This window comes from Thermococcus sp. 2319x1 (genome assembly GCF_001484685.1).
GTDB lineage: Archaea > Methanobacteriota_B > Thermococci > Thermococcales > Thermococcaceae > Thermococcus_A.
Genome location: NZ_CP012200.1, coordinates 335529 through 352528, shown reverse-complemented (window position 1 = coordinate 352528; position 17000 = coordinate 335529). Strand labels below are relative to the sequence as shown.

Genomic DNA, 17000 nt, shown 5'->3' with positions numbered 1-17000 from the left:
GCCTAGACTTATCGGCATGGCATTTAAGCTTTTGTCACTCTCCTCTTATGCGGGACAAATAAAGCCTGAAGAACTGGGGAGTGGTTATGGCTGTTAGCATCGAGACTATGACAACAGTGGCAAAGAGGTTCTGGTCTATTAGTCCTTCTTCAATCCCGAACTTCAATATGGCAAGCTCCAAGCTGCCTCTTCCACCCATTCCTATGCCCACAAGAATCGCTGACCGCCAGTCAAATCCAAACGCCTTCGTTCCTAATCCACAGCCAAGGAGCTTCCCCAAAACCGCAGCCAGGTAAAGAAGAACTATCAGAGCAATGCTGAGCTCACTGAGGGATGGATTAAACATTAACCCCACGTAAATGAAGAACAGGGGTATGAAGAACTCTGTAAGAACCACCTGAAGGTCTCCAATGAGTTCGTTAAGCTTTATCTTGCTTAGTACAAGCGGATCCCTTCTTTCCCTGAGTCTGCTTATTGTTAAACCTGCAAGATAAGCTCCGATTATCTGGTGCAAGCCAACTCTTTCCGCCACTATTGCCAAGAGAAACGTAAGAATTATTGTGAAGGTGAAGAAGATGTTCAGGTTTCTCAGTATGCTGTAAAACCTTGTAGAACGCTTAAAAATATATTCTGAAAGCAAGAGAACCGCCGTTATGAATATGGCTATTTTAATCGTCAAGATAACAAGGGGAAAGAGTGCAAGCTCGCCTTTTGTCATTGCTGTGATTATCCCGATTAAATAAACTGCCATTATATCATCGGCAAAGGCAGCTCCCATCAATATTGATGAGATTTCCTTCCTAACCCTCGATTTCAGCAATACCCCGCTTGTCACCTCAATTGCGGTATTCCCCAAGGCCACTCCCACAAAGATAGCAGCGGCTAAGCCCTTTCCAAAGAAGTAAACAGTTAAAAAGCCAAAAAGGGATGAAAACGCAACACCTAAACCAGCTACCGAAATTGCTTTTGCTTTGTTGGAGGCAATTGACGAAAAGTTGCTCGTGAGACCCATGTAGAGCATCATCATCAGAAGGCCAAACTCGGATAGAACTTTTAAAGGCTCGGAAGGAGAGACAACGTTGAGAAGAAACGGCCCAAGTACCATCCCGGTAAGTATGTGGGCAATTATAGGGTGAATTTCCTTCTTTTCGAAAAGCCACTCTAAGGTTTTTGCAAAGACCAGAAGAATGGAAAGGTCAAGGATGTACTCCACTTCATACCCTCCTGCTCAGCAAAGCCCCTATTATCCACAGGAGCATTAGAAAGATTGCGAGTACCATTGCCAGAGTGGCTCCTCTGCTCGTTCCAAAGACTATCGGGATGGGGCCAATCATTATCACTCCCCCGCCCTCAACGTCGGCCTCTTCGGCAGATGCCGCCATTAAAGTTCCTATGAAAATCAGCATGAAGCCTATGAATATCAACCCCATCCCCGTTAGCACAAGTAACTCTCCCTTCATGGCCCCTCATGGAAAAACTACGCTTAGAGTTTTTAAGCTTTAACGCTAAAGCTATATAAGGAGAGGTGTTCCATGCTTGTGATTGTTGACCTAGATGATACCCTCTGCAACACATGGGAAGCAGCAAGATGGAGCGTTCTTCGGCTTTTACCCCATTTAATCAGAAAGAGAAAGTTTAAGGCGCTCCTCTACATCCTTACCCAGAGATACAAAGAGCTGGAGCAGTCAAGAGAGCTGCATCTACTTGATTTAGATGAACTCGTTGAGAACTTTATGGAGAGAATCTACCAGAAAATACCGGAAGAGGACTTGAAAGAGATGTTTGAACTGGTCGATAGAACATTTTTCTCAAATTTAAAGCTTTATCCAGATGCCGTTGAGTTCTTAAAGGGGTTAAAGGACATGGGGGCAAAGGTTATACTTGTGACGGATTCCTCCTCTGAGTGGCAAAGGAAAAAACTCGAATACCTCAACCTGAAGCACTACTTTGATCATCTTATAATAAGCGGAGAAACCGGACATAGCAAGCTTGAGCCGTACAATTTTATACTCGCAAAGAGACTGTTCCCAAAGGAAAACGAGATTTATGTGGTGGGGGACAGGGACGATACGGACATGAGGGGAGGAAAAGAGATAGGCGCAACGACAATCCTCGTGAGAAGAGGGTACTTCAAGTCTCTCTTGCCAAAGCATGCCGACTATATAGTCAAGGACCTCAGAGAGGCACTGGAGGTGATAAGGAATGAGCATAAAAAGCGAACTTAAGAGAAAAGCACTGCATCTCACTGGGCTTACCGTCCCCTTGATATATTTGATATTTGGGCAAAAAGCAGCAACAGGATTTGTTGCATTTGCATTAATAATCTTTCTAATTTTGGAGCCTTTTAGGATAGTCGAGGAACTGAGGGACAAAGTAAAAAAGAAGCTCGGGATTTATGTGGGGAATGAAGTGATAGCTCTCGTAGAGCGAGAACTGGACGCAATTTCCAGAGAACATGAGAGACACTCAATTGGAGCACACATATACTTCACAGCTGCAGCGTTAATAATAGTCTGCTTTTTCCCCAAGGAGATAGCCATAGGCGCCATAACTGTTGCAACCCTTGGAGATGCCATTGCAGCGATAGTGGGCAAACCCTTCGGAAAGCACAGGTTTAAAAACGGAAAAAGCGTAGAAGGGAGCTTAGCGTATTTTTTAAGTGCTTTTTTAATACTCTTTCTTTTAGTAGACCTTCCCCATGCTTTTGTGGGAGCATTAGCGGGAATGCTGGCAGAATTTTATGAGTTGCCCCCAGATGACAACTTTTCAAACCAGCTTGCCGTGGCGTTTGCAATATACTTGTTCAGAAAGGCCGTCTTGTAGATAAAAAAGAGTAAAAAGAGGCATCACTCAATGTAAACTTCCGCAAAGGTGCTTATAACGTCTGCATCGCCCCACTCGTTGTCACTGTCGTGTACACTTGGATCGTCTGGGATTGTCGTAACTGCTGAATCCCCTGCGTTGGCTCCAGTAATCCAGGCAACAATATAAATCTTTTCGGGTTTTTCTCCAAAGAGCTCCCATGGAATAGCTATCTCAAGGGTTTGCAATCCTTTTTCGCCACCAGTGTATTTAACCGATGCGTTCTTGAAGAGAGGCAGATAGTTCCACCCAGTTCCACTCCATATTGCAAATTCCGCACTTGTTATTGTGTTTGTTCCAGGTTCGCCAAAGAACGGTCCATTCCAGTAGAGGTAAATTTCCGCATCAACGCCTCTGGCAAATCCGATTTTCCTTCCCCAGGCATCGGTATCTCCGGTGTATCCACCATCTTTGTAGTCAAATGCAAATCCATAGGCAATTCTCCATGATTCCGTATTCTTGGTGCTTAGGGCTATATAGATGTATTCGTCATCGTAATCCACATAGAGGGCATCTAAGTAAGCCCCAGCTCCGGCCCCCGCTTTATTTTGAGCAACCAGCGAAGTTTCATCCCAATCGCTCAATGACCCGTCAATCTTCTTCTTGAACCCCAAGCTTTCCAAAAAGTCTTTTATCTCCCTCTGCAATCTTAGAAGGCGTGAGTACGCTGAGAACATTTTCATTGCCCCTCTCAACTCGTAGTGGGGCTCATAAATGAGGGATTTACCTTCATTGAAGAGTTCTAAGCTTTCATTAAGCCTCAGCTCAAATCCCTTTATGATGTCCTCGTATTTTGAAGGTAAGCCCATGGAGAGGAGATTCTCCACCATTTCTTTCGTCTCTTCGTATTTTGCAGGATAAAGCCTCGGCCATACGTACATGCCGAATCTTACCAATCTGTTCTGCCTTTCTGCAATCTGTCCAACAATGATATCAAGGGTTGCAACGTTGTTGTCCTCGTTGGCCTCATCTATCTCGTTATTTGGATCAACAACGGCCCTTAAGGTGTGAACTCCCCAGGCTTCCGAGTAAGAGTAGAGGTAGGTGAGATTAACCTCGGCATGAGCTGACAGGTTAACTACCCAGCTCTTTAATAGGTCATTTCCATCGTAAAGGTGGACAGTCACATTCTGGGCATCAACTTCCCCTATGTTCTTGACTTTGATCGTTATGTTGGCAGGTTGCCACTGCTCAACATCAAGCACGTTGGAGGAGAGGCTAACTGTGAGCTCCGGTTTTGGAATTGGAATATCAATGATGGCAAAGCTTGAGAGGTAATCCTGGTCTGTCCAGTCACTTCCATCAACTTCGGGATCCAAAGGAACTGTATCAACCGCCGAATCTCCTCCAAAACCACCCGCAACCCATGCTATTATTGCGACCTGTGAGACTCTTCCCCCTATGGCCTCCCATGGGATCGCCATTTCAAGAACTTGAAGACCCAAATTTGGATCAACTTGGGCATCATATGTTACAACTGTTCCAACATCCTGAAAGTCCCATCCCTGTCCATTCCATGTAATAAAGTTTCCTCCACCGATCTTAGCATTTCCTGTGTCCATCCAGAAGTAAATCTCATAATCAACACCTCTACCTATGAAACCTATCTTCCTTCCCCAGGCATCGGTGTCTCCACTGTATCCGCCGTCCTTAACGTCTATTCCAAAGCCATACACTATTCCCCAGTTCGCTGTGTTGTTTGTTGTCAAAGCGAGGTATAAATATTGGTCATCGTATGAGACGTAAAGTTTGTCAAGATCTGCACCATCCGGGCCCTTTAATGTGCTAACACCTACTAATTCATAGCTTGCCCAATCACCCAAGTCCCCATCAATAGTTTTTGGAGCTATTTGTACTTCCGCCAACTCTGTGAAGTAATCACTATCCCCCCATTCATCCCCACTATACCAAGAAGCAAACGGAGAATCCAGGCTTTCCAATGTTGCATCCCACGGAACGGAGCTTACGGCAGAGCTTTCACCCCCGCCTGCAGCCCAAGTTATAAGAGCGAGCTTGTTTGGCTTTCCGCCGAGTGCACTCCAGGGAATCTTGATTTCGAGAACTTGAAGGCCAGTTGAGGTATCGCCCGTGTAAGCAAAGTTCGCGCCGACGTCCGCAAGACTCTTGTAGTCCCATCCACCGCCAGTCCATGTGATAAAGTTGTTAGCACTCATGCCGTTGCCCCAGTCCCACCAGAAGTATATCTCGTAATCAATCGCATAGCCGTTTCCGAATCCTATGCGCCTTCCCCAAGCGTCATTGGGGGAAGAGTCCCCAGTATACCCATTCCCGCTTCCCGGATCAACGTCTATCCCAATTCCATAAGCTATGCTCCAGCTTTGGGTGTTATTGGTTTTTACGGCAATATAGAGGTATTGGTCATCCCACGCAACATACAATTTATCTAGATTTGCTCCTGCCAGACCGTTATCCTTTGCTTGCCCAATAAGGTCCAAGGTTCCCCAATCACCTAGATTTCCATCGATAACTTTTGTCCCGTAGAGGGCACTGGCAAATTCTGCTGCTGGCACTAAGCTGAGAACCATCAAAAAAACAATCCACAGAGACACACTCCTCTTCATCTTTATTCACCCCAAGTGATATTTGTTCACCCTAGTTGATATATGAGCATAAAATATTTATATACCTTTTCCACTATCACTCTTAGTGATAATAAGTTTGCGGGGGTGCAGGAATGGAAAGGATAAACTTCATATTTGGCATTCACAATCATCAGCCGCTGGGCAACTTTGGCTGGGTGTTTGAGGAAGCGTATAACCGCTCTTACAGGCCCTTTATGGAGATTCTGGAAGAGTTTCCAGATATGAAGGTAAACGTTCACTTCAGCGGGCCGCTTTTAGAGTGGATCGAGCAAAACAGACCAGATTATCTTGATCTTCTTAAATCCCTCATAAAAAAGGGTCAGCTCGAGATCGTTGTGGCGGGATTTTATGAGCCGGTGTTAGCGGCCATTCCAAAAGAAGACAGACTGGTTCAGATAGAAATGCTAAAAGATTACGCAAGAAAGCTCGGCTATGAGGCAAAGGGCGTGTGGCTTACGGAGAGGGTATGGCAGCCAGAACTCGTAAAGTCGCTTAGGGAGGCTGGAATCGAGTACGTGGTCGTCGATGATTATCACTTCATGAGTGCCGGATTGAGCAAAGAAGAACTCTTCTGGCCGTATTATACGGAAGATGGAGGAGAGGTCATAGCGGTATTCCCCATAGATGAAAAATTGCGCTATTTGATACCCTTCCGTCCGGTCAAGAAGACCATCGAATATTTAGAGAGTCTTGCAAGTGATGACCCCTCAAAGGTAGCCGTGTTCCACGACGACGGCGAAAAGTTCGGGGTATGGCCGGGCACTTATGAATGGGTCTATGAGAAAGGCTGGCTTAGGGAGTTCTTTGACACAATTACAAGCAACGAAAAGATTAACCTCATGACTTACACAGAATACCTAAGCAAATTCACCCCGAGGGGACTGGTGTACCTTCCAATAGCATCATACTTTGAGATGAGCGAATGGTCTCTGCCAGCAAAGCAGGCAAAACTTTTCGTGGAGTTTGTAGAAGGACTGAAAAAAGAGGGGAAGTTTGAAAAGTACCGCGTCTTTGTCAGAGGGGGCATATGGAAGAACTTCTTCTTTAAGTATCCGGAGAGCAACTTTATGCACAAAAGAATGCTCATGGTAAGCAAAGCCGTGAGAGATAACCCCGAAGCTAGAAAATACGTTCTCAAGGCACAGTGCAATGACGCATACTGGCACGGCGTCTTTGGGGGAATTTATCTGCCTCACTTGAGGAGAACGGTGTGGGAGAACATAATAAAAGCCCAAAGATACCTGAAGCCAGAAAACAAAATCCTTGACGTTGATTTTGACGGAAGGGAAGAGGTTATGCTGGAAAACGATAGCTTTATTGCCACGATAAAGCCCCACTATGGTGGCAGCATTTTTGAACTGAGCTCCAAGAGAAAGGCCGTGAACTACAACGATGTTCTCTCGAGAAGATGGGAACACTATCACGAAGTGCCGGAAGCAGCCACGCCTGAGGAGGAAAGCGAAGAAGGTGTTGCAAGCATACACGAGCTTGGAAAAAAGATTCCAGAGGAGATAAAGCGAGAGCTTGCCTATGACTGGCAGCTGAGGGCTATTCTACAAGACCACTTCATCAAACCAGAGGAAACCCTCGACAACTACCGCCTTGTAAAGTACCGCGAGCTCGGCGACTTTGTGAATCAGCCCTACGGGTATGAAATGATAGAAAACGGAGTAAAGCTGTGGCGTGAAGGAGGGATTTATGCAGAAGAGAAGACTCCTGCAAGGGTGGAGAAGACAATAGAGCTAACGGAAGACGGCTTCATTGCAAAATACAGAGTCTCGCTTGAAAAACCATATAGAGCCCTCTTCGGAGTTGAGATTAACCTGGCAGTACACAGCGTCATGGAGAAGCCAGAAGAATTTGAGACAAAAGAACTTGAAGTGAATGACCCATACGGCATAGGAAAAGTTAGGATAGAACTCGATAGAAAAGCAAAAATCTGGAAGTTCCCGATAAAAACGCTCAGCCAGAGTGAGGCTGGGTGGGACTTCATACAGCAGGGGGTCAGCTATACCATGCTCTTCCCAGTAGAAAAAGAATTAGAGTTAACAGTAAGGTTTAAGGAGCTCTAAATCTTTCTTTTTTTAACTCTACCCCTCAGATAGGAAGGCCCTCATCACCCCTCAGGGCCCGAAAGTCTCTTCATCGGTATCAACCATCCTAAGATTGACAGGTTCTTCCAAGCCCCAGAATCTGCAGAATGAGCATTTTTCTCCTTGAGCAGGCATACCACAGATCTTGCATTCCTTGAGCTCTATCTCCCCAAGTTCAGCCTCAAATAGATGCTTTTTTCTTAAGTAGCCTTTGACGAAGTTTATTTTAGTCCCAGGCCTTTTTTCTTCAAGCTCATTTAAAATTTGCTTGTACTCCAGTGTTGTAGCTCCCCTTGCGTGGGGACATTCGTCGATTATATACTCCAATCCGACTGCAAGGGCATAAGCCACCACTTCCCTCTCGGTAAGCTCATAGAGGGGCTTAACCTTTCTTACAAACTTCCCCTCCCCCGGCAAAAGAGGTCCCTGCTTTGCCAGATACTCGGTGTTCCAGTTCATGAGGTTGGAGAAGATAAAGCTCGCCTCATCGTCCAAGTTGTGGCCGGTTGCAATTGCATCAAAGCCGTTGTCATAGGCAAACTTGTTGAAGATGTATCGCTTTGTGAGGCCACAATAAGAGCAGGCTGGCCTTCTAGTTCTCACTTCCCCAATCCCTGCTCCTAGCAGTTCCTTTACCCTAACTATGTGAAGGGGAACCCCTATAAGCTTACACTGCTCCCTTGCATATTTTTCGCTTTTTTCCGAGTATTCCCCTATGCCAAGGTTTATGTGGAGGCATTCCACATTGTAGCCGAGCTTCTTTAGAACGTAGGCCGTAACGGCAGAATCTTTCCCGCCACTAATGACCACGAGAACTTTCTCATCTGGCTTGAGAAGTTTGTATTTCTCAATCGTCCTCTTAACTTTCCTTTCAAAATATTCCACAAAGTGATCAGCGCAAAGATACATTTTTGGATAATGGAGTTTTATAAACGCTCTCCCCCCACAAACCCTGCACCTCATCCTCTCACCAAAATGAGAAAAGAGGAATAAATTTAAATCTTTGCCTCTAAGCTTCCAAACTCTCAACAACTCTCTTCCAGTTGCCCGGTTTTTTGAAGTCCTTCTCTGTGTACAATCCCTCCTTGATCAATATTCCCCTCGCAGCTAGGAGACCCGTGGCAGCGGCGTTGACTATATCCCTGCTCAACCCGGCCCCATCACCCGCGGCGAATATGTTCTCTATGCTGGTTTCAAGGAGCTCATTAACCTCAACCTGCATTGCATAGTACTTTATCTCCGGAGCGTAGAGTAAGGTGTGGTCGCTCGCAACACCGGGGATTACCTTGTCGAGCTTCTCAAGTCCCTCAATTATGTTCGTCACAACCCTGTGGGGCAACGCCATTGCTATGTCTCCGGGGGTTACGTGTTTCAGCGTCGGCTCAACGTCACTCTTCCTGATTCTGCCCCATGTGCTCCTTCTCCCCCTTCTCAAGTCCCCGAGTCTTTGGAGTATGGGCCTTCCTCCCCCGATGGTAGTGGCAAGCTGTGCTATGCTTTTGCCGTATGCCGTTGTATCCTCAACCGGCTCGGTTAGTTCTATCCTTGTGAGAAACGCAAAGTTTGTATTGTTGCTCTTTCTGTCCCTCATGGAGTGGCCGTTTACACCAACGTAGCCGTCATATTTTTCTTCGACAACAAAGCCGTTTGGATTGGTGCAAAAAGTCCTCACAAAATCATCGTATGTGTCTGTGTATATGTGGAACTTCGGGTCGTGGTTTATCCTTGTTATGGGCTCCATTATTATTGCCGGGACTTCAACTCTAACACCAACATCTATTGGGCCGTGTCTGGCTTTTAGTCCAATTTTTTGGGCAACATCATGGAACCACTCCGCCCCTCCCCTACCGGGGGCGACTATTATGTATCTGGACTTTACCGTGAATTTGTCCTTTCCTCTCTTCGCCACCACCTCTCCTTTTCTAAATCCCTCGACTTTTGTCCACAAGATGAACTTCACTCCTTTGGCTTCCAGATAGTCTTTAATGCTCTTTATGACTTCTTTTGTGTGGTCTGAACCTATATGACGTTGAATTATTGGTATGAACTTCACCCCTGCCTGAGCCGCTCTTCTCTCCCATTCCCTGATTTCGTCTTCATTCCCCTTGTAAACTCCCGCAGGGGCACCATGCCTTAGGAATATCCGGTCGACTTCCCATACAAGCTGCCAGGAATAGTTTTCATCTTTTGTAAGGTCAGTCAAGTTTCCTCCAATGTCGGGTCTTAGATTTATTGTCCCATCGCTTAGACCACCGGCCCCCCCAACGCCGCTCATTATATGGCAAGGCTTACACTCAATGCAGTAGCCAAGTTCGTCCATTGGGCATGTTCTCTGCTCTATGTCTCCACCTTCATCAAAAATTGCAATTTTCAAATCGCTTTTTTCTGCAAGCTCGTAAGCCGCAAAAAGGCCTGCTGGGCCTGCGCCTATTATAACTACATCAAACCTTTCATCAGAATTCATATTTCCCTTACCGATATTTGGGTATGACCACTTTATAAACTTTTGCCTGATACAAGGTTAAGAAGAGCTTTTTCATCTGGATTTTTGCGTTGTATATGTATATAGCAACCACGTGGGGGATATTCTGCTTTACAGCCAGGAGAAAATTTTAAGTGGAGAGCAAACAAAAATTATGGGGGGTAAATGTGGACTACCCTTTCCCAAGCAAACCGAGAGAGGCAAAGAATAAAAAGGTATCAATAATCATCGGCAAAAAACGCCATATTATGCTTCAAAGAAAAGAGGAGCTGAGCCACAACATAAGGTACATCTCTAAGGTTCCGGTCAAGCTTGTTATGGACAGAGAATTCCTAACGGTTCATCCTGAGGATCCTCTAACGGTTCTAATTGGTAAGTTTACAAGTGAAGAAACTTCTGCAGTAGTTGTTGACGAAGAAGGAAAACTCCTTGGATTTATAACGATGAAAGACCTTCTGCACTTTTTTACAATGCCAAGAAGATATTCAGTTGTCGGCTTAGGCCTGCTGAAAAAATACACTTTAACTCGAGCCTCCAAGGTAGAGGACATAATGGTGACGAAGCCCGTAACCATTCATGTTGACGACAACCTCGGGCACGCCATTAAGCTTATGACAGAAACTGGGAAGCACCATCTGCCGGTCATAGACGATAAGAAAAAAGTTCATGGCTTGCTGGAAGTTAAGGACATAATCCGACTTATTAGAATTGTTGCGCTTTAATCAGAGGGGATGAAAGCATGGACGTGTTCCTTGAACTCGCAGTGATCCTGATAGTTGCCAAACTGTTCGGATATCTAGCCACAAAAATCAAAATGCCCGGGGCTTTGGGTCAGCTTATTGGGGGAATGCTTATTGGTCCCTCTCTTCTAAACGTAGTGAGCTATTCTGAAGGGGTTCATTTAATAAGCGAGATGGGAGTAGTTTTGCTCCTCTTCCTTGCCGGCCTTGAAACCGATGTCGAGGAATTCAGGAGCGTTGGAGTGCCAACTTTTCTTATCGCCCTCGGCGGTGTTATTGTTCCTTTTGCGATGGGTTACTACCTATCAGAATGGTTTGGTTACGAAAGAACTGAAGCCCTGTTCCTAGGTGGGATTTTAACGGCTACAAGTGTTGGGTTAACCGCAAGCATATTGATGGAAATGAAAAGGCTCCGCACAAAGGAAGGAACGGCTATTTTAGCCAGTGCTGTCGTTGATGACGTCCTTGGGATTATAGTACTCACAACCCTAATTGCCATGCACAGGAAGGGACATGTTTACATAGAAGACTTGGGAATTTTAGTTGGGGAAATAGCGGTGTTCTTTATAATGAGCTGGCTTGTTGGAAAGCCAGTTGTTAAGAAAGTTCTGCTACTTTCAGAAAGAATTGATTTACCGGAAACCTTAACGGCATTTGCCCTTGCCATAACCCTTATTTTTGCATATATAGCCGAGCAGTTCAGAATAGCGGGGATAACCGGGGCGTATTTGGCGGGAGTGCTGATAGCACAAACAGATGAGGCAAAGAGAATAAGCGACAGAATGATAACCCTCTCTTACTCTCTCTTCGTTCCTGTTTTCCTTGTGGGAATCGGGATAAAAACTGACATAGGGGTTCTCCTCCATGCGGGAATGTTTGCGATTCTGTATTCAATAATTGCCATAATAGGAAAGATCGTAGGCTGTGGAGCGGGTGCATTGATAGCCAGATTCAAACCTAAAGAAGCCCTCAGAGTTGGGATTGGGATGATTCCCAGGATGGAGGTTGCACTGATTATGGCTAACGTCGCCCTTACGGAAGGAGTTTTTGACAAAGGAGTATTTTCGATTCCAGTTACGATGGTAATCCTAACGACATTTATAACTCCCCCACTCTTGAAGTGGGTTTTCTCGAGGGAGTAGCACGGAAACGCTCCTACTGTTGGCACTGATGCTGGCTACCGCAAAGCTCCTCGGATGGATATTTGAAAAACTTGGGCAACCAATTGTTCTCGGTCAGATTCTTTGGGGGACTGATTATAGGGGTTTTTACAGAGAGCAACGAGATAATTAGAGAGTTTTCAAACCTTGGAGTCCTCATACTTCTATTCCTTGCGGGTATAGAAAGTGATCTGCAAGAATTTAAACGAGTGGGAAAGCCAAGCATCTTTGTTGCTGGAGTTGGAGTAGCCTCTATCCTGGGGGCATATTTGGCGGGCTTTGATCTTAAAGCATCTTTGAGAATTGGCATTGGAATGATCCCAAGGCTTGGAGTTGAGCTCGCTATGCTGACTATAGCACTTTCAAGTGGAGTTATTGGGCCGGAGGCATTGACCATAGCAATATTCATGGTATTTGTAACAACTATATCAACACCTCCTTTGCTAAAATGGGCATATAAGTTGTGAAAGCCAATAAACCAATTCCCTTAAAAATTCGAAGAGAAAATTATTTATATTTGAAGAAACTACATAACAGAGTAAGACCAAAAAGTTATTGGGTGAATTTTATGGTGTATGTGCTCGTTGAAGAGACAATATCAAAAGGTAAGCTGATAGATCTGGTGGTGCTTATAGGGGATAAGGAGAGGATAAACAACTTCATTTATGAAAGCCTTAATAAATTTTATAAAGATGGCGGGAGTTTTCTAAAGCGAAAGGAAACAGAAGAGAGGCTTTATGAGGCATGGGAGCTGCATAAACCTGATGGAGAAATCCTTGAGCTACGCTTCTATGTGTTTGGAGACGAAGAGATAGACTCCGTTAAGATAGTTGAATAGAATTTGGTGCGGTGGCCGGGATTTGAACCCGGGTCACCGGCTTGGGAGGCCGGTGTCCTGGACCAGGCTAGACTACCACCGCTCAACAGAAATAATAAGGAAAGGGTTTAAAAGCTTTACTTTAAGCGCTCTAGAATTATAGCGGGGCAAACCTTTGTAACACCGTCAATTTTTCCTATTTTGTTTGACATAATATCCGCTAAATCCTCGCCATCTTTTGCCCAGATTTCTGCCATTATCATGTGATCGCCACTTGAAAGGTAGAGCTCCCTAACAAACTCAAACTCCTTCAGTTTATTTGCAACTTCAAACAGCTTTTCTGGCTTTGTGTCAACTCCGGTTATGCTTATTAAGTTGTACCCAAGTTTTTGGGGGTTTACCTTGATCGTATACTGCTGTATTATGCCCTTCTCTTCTAAAGCCTTAACCCTTTTTCTTACGGCCGTCTCGCTTACACCCAAGACCTTAGCTATTTCCGTGAAAGGTGTCCTCGCATCCTTCGTCAGCATATCAATTATGACCTTATCCCTTTCGTCTAACATAAATCTCACCCCGTGGTTATTTTGTCAAAACATGTATATTAACTTTTTTTGAACTTTAGAGTTCATTCTTCAAACTTAATTTTGCGATGATTTCAACATGAGGGGTATGGGGAAACATATCAAGTCCAATTATGCTTTCTAAGGAGTATCTCCCCTTAAGCTTTTCGATATTTTCAGCAAATGTTTTTGGATTGCAGGAGACATAGACCAGATTAGCTGGTAAATCATTTAAAATCTTTCCTATGAGCCTTGGATGTAAACCAGCTCTTGGGGGGTCTACTATAACCGTATCATAAAGGTTTAGGCTTTCAACATCTTTATCAGCGCCAACTCTAAATTCAGCCTCAACGTTGTTTATTTCCGCATTTCTCTTGGCCATCTCAACCGCAAAGGGGTTTATCTCAACACCCTCTACCTTAAATCCCCTCTTAGCAAGATATATCCCAAAGGTCCCCACTCCCGAATAAAGGTCAAGTACTTTCTCCCCTTCCACAAATTCTGCAACCTTTTTTAGCAAGTTAACCGCCTGATAGGAGTTTGTTTGGAAGAATGAGTTTGGGTGAATCAAGTAGGTTACGCCATCAAGCTTTTCTCTGATGAATTCCATTCCCCAAGCCTTTCTCGGCTCACCGTAGGATACATCGCTTTTGGTCTCGTTGATACTCCAATAAAGAGAATCCGCAAAGTCAAAATACCGGCTGACTTCTTCGGGGAGTTCGCCAGCAGAGGTTACCAAATTTACCATCAGCTCATCCGTGAATTTTCCCTCTCTGAGCACAATGTATCTTAAAAATCCATCACTCTTTTTTAAATCCCAAAGCTGAATTTTAAAATCCTCTATAAATTCCCTCAATGCACCCAATGCTTTTTTGCTATTTTCTCCGAACACTTTACATTCCTCGATCTCAACAACATCCCACCAAGTTCCCCTTCTCCTAAATCCTATCCCACTCGTCGTTGTCGCAACGTCAATTCTGTTTCTATGCCCGTAGATTTTTGGGGATGGGAGTACTTCCACTTCAACATTGAGAAGACGGGCAATTTTCTCTTCTTTAAACTTTACCTGCTCTTTGTAAGGGATATGCTGAAGCAAGCATCCCCCACATCGTCCAAAATACTGGCAAGCTGGCTCTACTCTGTCGGGAGAAAACTCAACTATTTCGTAATCATGAGCCACGAACCTTTTCTTCTCTCTGTGCCATCTCTTGATTTCAACAACGTCACCCGGGGAAGTAAAAGGAAGCAATATGATCTTTTTCCCAACCTTTGCTTCTCCGAATCCTTCCTCACTTAATCTTTCTACCCTTGCCCTCATGTTTCAATGTTTTTGAGATGCATATAAAAAGCTGCCGCCCAAGTTTAGAAAAGCTTTGGCATTATATTGTCACAATGCCAACTTACTGCGGGACAACCCTTATTAATGATAAAGGAGTAAATACCAATGGTGTTTTTGGATGGTTGCTAGAAGGGAAATCATATACAAACTCTTAGCAACCAAGAAAAAAGCTACTTCTCTTCAGAAGTTGAGTGAAGAACTCGAAACTCCCATGCCCCACCTTTTGAATGCTTTAAAGCATTTAGAATCCGAAGGGCTTGTTGAAATATCTTTCGGAGAGGAAAAAGCTGCAATAATGGTAAAGGCAAAGACTATCGAAGATTACTTCTGATCCTTCTCTTGCTTTTCTTTGTATTCAAACAACTCCCCAACGGTCACGAGAGGAATTAACGTGTAGCCTTCTTTCGAGAGTAATTCTTTCGCACCTTCTTCTCTATCGACCACCACCATAATAGCAACCACCTTTGCACCTTCTCCCTCTAAGACTTTTGCAGCCCTTAAGACGCTATTCCCTGTCGTTGTGACATCCTCAACTAAAAGAACCCTGTCTCCCGCTTTTACCACCCCTTCAATCTGCCTCCCTGTTCCATAGCTTTTTTTCTTTTTACGCACTATTAAAATGGGCTTTTCTGTCTCCAAGGCCAAAGAGACAGCTATAGGAACCGCCCCCAACTCTGGCCCAGCTATTTTGTCGTATTCAAGGCCCAGCTCCTCTGTCTTGGCCTTCATAAGGAAGGCAATAAGCCTTAGGGCTTTTGGATTGGTTATCAGTTTTTTGATGTTTATGTAATAGTCACTTTCTTTTCCGGAGCTTAAAATGAAGTGACCGAACTCGACTGCTTCTTCTTTGAAGATCATTTCGATAAGCCGGTCTTTCTTCATTGGCATTTCCATGTAAATCACCTCTTTTTTACTTGGGTATATTAACAAAAAATTTATAAATCTTTGCAGAGTTAATTCGGTCGGGCTTTAATGAGGTTCCAAGACGTTATTAGTATAGACGATTTTAGAAAAGAAGACATAGACTATGTTTTGAGGGTTGCAGAAAGGCTCGAAGAAGAACTTAAAAAAGAAGGGACACTCAAATACGCAAAAGGGAAAGTTCTGGCGACTCTTTTCTTCGAACCGTCGACAAGAACAAGATTGAGCTTTGAAAGTGCAATGCACAGACTCGGTGGAGCAGTTATAGGGTTTGCTGAAGCGTCGAGCACAAGTGTCAAAAAAGGAGAAAGCCTAATGGATACGATAAGAACCGTAGAAAATTATGCTGATGTAATAGTTATAAGGCATCCACGAGAGGGAGCTGCAAGATTGGCTGCCGAGGTTGCAAGAGTCCCGGTAATAAACGCAGGGGATGGAGCAAACCAGCATCCCACACAGACCTTGCTTGATCTTTATACAATTAAAAAGGAATTTGGAAAAATAGATGGCCTTGACATCGCCCTTCTTGGAGATCTTAAGTATGGAAGAACCGTGCATAGCTTAGCAAAAGCTCTCTCTTACTACAACGTCAGGCTTTATTTTGTGGCTCCCAAAGGCTTAGAGATGCCAAGGCACATAGTTGAAGAGATATCAAACAAAGTCGAAATCGTAGAAACCAGTGAACTGGAGGCTGTGATCCCAAAAGTGGATGTTCTTTATGTAACAAGAATTCAGAAAGAGAGGTTCCCTGATCCTGCAGAGTACAATAAAATCAAGGGGTCATATAGAGTGGATTTAAAGGTTCTTGAGAAGGCCAAAGATACGCTAAAGGTTATGCATCCTCTGCCAAGGGTTGATGAAATAGCATATGAGGTGGATAATACCAAGTATTCCGCATATTTCAGACAGGTTTGGAGCGGGATTCCAGTCAGGATGGCTCTTCTCGGCATTGTACTGGGGGTGATAGAATGAAGGAGCTAAAGGTCTCAGCAATTAACAAGGGGACTGTAATAGACCATATCCCTGCCGGCAGAGGGTTGAAAGTTCTTGAAATACTAAACCTGCCCAAGGACAGCACGATACTTGTTGCTGTAAACGTAAGAAGCGGAAAACTTGGAAGAAAAGACATCATAAAAGTTGAAGGGAAAATACTGAACGAAGAAGAAGTCAACAAAATAGCCCTCATAGCTCCAAGTGCCACAGTGAACATAATAGAGAACTGGGAAGTCGTGGAAAAGAGAAAGGTCGAAATACCAAATGAGATAATCGGGATCATAAAATGCGCAAATCCCAATTGTATAACACACTACGAAGAAGTAACGCCAAAGTTTAAGGTTGTCTCAAGGAAACCGCTTAAGTTAAAGTGTCACTACTGTGAAAGGACAATGGAAGAAGACACTGTGCTAAAACATCTGTTGTGAGG

18 protein-coding genes and 1 tRNA gene are annotated in these 17000 nt (G+C 44.4%); 10 read left to right on the top strand and 9 right to left on the bottom strand.

The genetic code is table 11. From position 1 onward, the window contains the following. Nucleotides 1-34: 34 nt before the first annotated feature. On the bottom strand, nucleotides 35-1213 hold the full coding sequence (locus ADU37_RS01940; RefSeq protein ID WP_058946034.1) for a cation:proton antiporter: 1179 nt from the start codon (nucleotides 1211-1213) through the stop codon (nucleotides 35-37). A 1-nt stretch (nucleotide 1214) separates the two neighbouring features. After that, entirely contained in the window at nucleotides 1215-1460 is a 246-nt protein-coding gene (locus ADU37_RS01935; RefSeq protein WP_058946033.1) for a DUF131 domain-containing protein, read from the bottom strand. Between the two features lie 72 nt (nucleotides 1461-1532). On the opposite strand from ADU37_RS01935, the gene ADU37_RS01930 reads away from it, so the two are divergent. Both ADU37_RS01930 and ADU37_RS01925 read left to right on the top strand, forming a co-directional pair. Further along, nucleotides 1533-2225: an HAD family hydrolase gene (locus ADU37_RS01930; RefSeq protein WP_058946032.1), complete on the top strand. Its 693-nt coding sequence runs from the start codon at nucleotides 1533-1535 to the stop codon at nucleotides 2223-2225. Continuing rightward, nucleotides 2203-2823, top strand: coding sequence for a diacylglycerol/polyprenol kinase family protein (locus ADU37_RS01925; protein WP_058946031.1), 621 nt, complete (start codon nucleotides 2203-2205; stop codon nucleotides 2821-2823). The genes ADU37_RS01930 and ADU37_RS01925 overlap by 23 nt, the downstream gene beginning before the upstream one ends. A 23-nt stretch (nucleotides 2824-2846) precedes the next feature. Here the strand turns inward: ADU37_RS01925 and ADU37_RS01920 are convergent, their stop codons facing one another. After that, nucleotides 2847-5444: a CARDB domain-containing protein gene (locus ADU37_RS01920; protein ID WP_058946030.1), complete on the bottom strand. Its 2598-nt coding sequence runs from the start codon at nucleotides 5442-5444 to the stop codon at nucleotides 2847-2849. Nucleotides 5445-5557: 113 nt separating this feature from the next. Between ADU37_RS01920 and jtg the strand changes: the two genes are divergently transcribed. Next, nucleotides 5558-7537 carry a 4-alpha-glucanotransferase gene (gene jtg, locus ADU37_RS01915; protein ID WP_058946029.1) on the top strand — a complete coding sequence of 660 codons (1980 nt, stop codon included), beginning with the start codon at nucleotides 5558-5560 and terminating at the stop codon, nucleotides 7535-7537. 51 nt (nucleotides 7538-7588) lie between these two features. Here the strand turns inward: jtg and ADU37_RS01910 are convergent, their stop codons facing one another. Together ADU37_RS01910 and ADU37_RS01905 are read right to left on the bottom strand one after the other, a co-directional pair. Further along, nucleotides 7589-8521, bottom strand: a complete 933-nt coding sequence (locus ADU37_RS01910) for a TIGR00269 family protein (RefSeq protein ID WP_058946028.1) — start codon at nucleotides 8519-8521, stop codon at nucleotides 7589-7591. A gap of 46 nt (nucleotides 8522-8567) precedes the next feature. Next, nucleotides 8568-10022 (bottom strand): NAD(P)/FAD-dependent oxidoreductase, encoded by a 1455-nt coding sequence (locus ADU37_RS01905; RefSeq protein ID WP_058946027.1) that lies wholly within the window; start codon nucleotides 10020-10022, stop codon nucleotides 8568-8570. Nucleotides 10023-10207: 185 nt separating this feature from the next. Between ADU37_RS01905 and ADU37_RS01900 the strand changes: the two genes are divergently transcribed. From ADU37_RS01900 to ADU37_RS01885, 4 genes are all read left to right on the top strand, one after another. Next, nucleotides 10208-10762: an HPP family protein gene (locus tag ADU37_RS01900; protein WP_203226257.1), complete on the top strand. Its 555-nt coding sequence runs from the start codon at nucleotides 10208-10210 to the stop codon at nucleotides 10760-10762. A gap of 17 nt (nucleotides 10763-10779) precedes the next feature. Continuing rightward, nucleotides 10780-11922 (top strand): cation:proton antiporter, encoded by a 1143-nt coding sequence (locus tag ADU37_RS01895; RefSeq protein WP_058946026.1) that lies wholly within the window; start codon nucleotides 10780-10782, stop codon nucleotides 11920-11922. 83 nt (nucleotides 11923-12005) lie between these two features. After that, nucleotides 12006-12407, top strand: coding sequence for a cation:proton antiporter (locus tag ADU37_RS01890; RefSeq protein ID WP_394325714.1), 402 nt, complete (start codon nucleotides 12006-12008; stop codon nucleotides 12405-12407). Nucleotides 12408-12508: 101 nt separating this feature from the next. Beyond that, entirely contained in the window at nucleotides 12509-12778 is a 270-nt protein-coding gene (locus ADU37_RS01885; RefSeq protein ID WP_058946024.1) for a hypothetical protein, read from the top strand. 4 nt (nucleotides 12779-12782) lie between these two features. On the opposite strand, the gene ADU37_RS01880 is transcribed toward ADU37_RS01885, so the two are convergent. The 3 genes from ADU37_RS01880 to rlmD all read right to left on the bottom strand — a co-directional run bounded on the left by ADU37_RS01880 (nucleotide 12783) and on the right by rlmD (nucleotide 14635). Next, nucleotides 12783-12860, bottom strand: a tRNA-Gly gene (locus ADU37_RS01880). Between the two features lie 34 nt (nucleotides 12861-12894). Next, nucleotides 12895-13320 carry an HTH-type transcriptional regulator LrpA gene (gene lrpA, locus ADU37_RS01875; RefSeq protein ID WP_058946023.1) on the bottom strand — a complete coding sequence of 142 codons (426 nt, stop codon included), beginning with the start codon at nucleotides 13318-13320 and terminating at the stop codon, nucleotides 12895-12897. Between the two features lie 55 nt (nucleotides 13321-13375). Next, on the bottom strand, nucleotides 13376-14635 hold the full coding sequence (rlmD, locus tag ADU37_RS01870; protein WP_058946022.1) for a 23S rRNA (uracil(1939)-C(5))-methyltransferase RlmD: 1260 nt from the start codon (nucleotides 14633-14635) through the stop codon (nucleotides 13376-13378). A 139-nt stretch (nucleotides 14636-14774) separates the two neighbouring features. On the opposite strand from rlmD, the gene ADU37_RS01865 reads away from it, so the two are divergent. After that, a complete protein-coding gene (locus ADU37_RS01865; protein WP_058946021.1) occupies nucleotides 14775-14987 on the top strand; it encodes a hypothetical protein in 213 nt (70 codons plus the stop codon). Here the strand turns inward: ADU37_RS01865 and pyrE are convergent. Further along, on the bottom strand, nucleotides 14978-15550 hold the full coding sequence (pyrE, locus tag ADU37_RS01860; RefSeq protein ID WP_082663002.1) for an orotate phosphoribosyltransferase: 573 nt from the start codon (nucleotides 15548-15550) through the stop codon (nucleotides 14978-14980). The genes ADU37_RS01865 and pyrE overlap by 10 nt on opposite strands. A 78-nt stretch (nucleotides 15551-15628) precedes the next feature. Between pyrE and pyrB the strand changes: the two genes are divergently transcribed. Further along, nucleotides 15629-16549 (top strand): aspartate carbamoyltransferase, encoded by a 921-nt coding sequence (pyrB, locus tag ADU37_RS01855; protein ID WP_058946020.1) that lies wholly within the window; start codon nucleotides 15629-15631, stop codon nucleotides 16547-16549. After that, on the top strand, nucleotides 16546-16998 hold the full coding sequence (gene pyrI, locus ADU37_RS01850) for an aspartate carbamoyltransferase regulatory subunit (protein ID WP_058946019.1): 453 nt from the start codon (nucleotides 16546-16548) through the stop codon (nucleotides 16996-16998). Before pyrB ends, pyrI begins: the two co-directional genes overlap by 4 nt. Nucleotides 16999-17000: the final 2 nt, after the last annotated feature.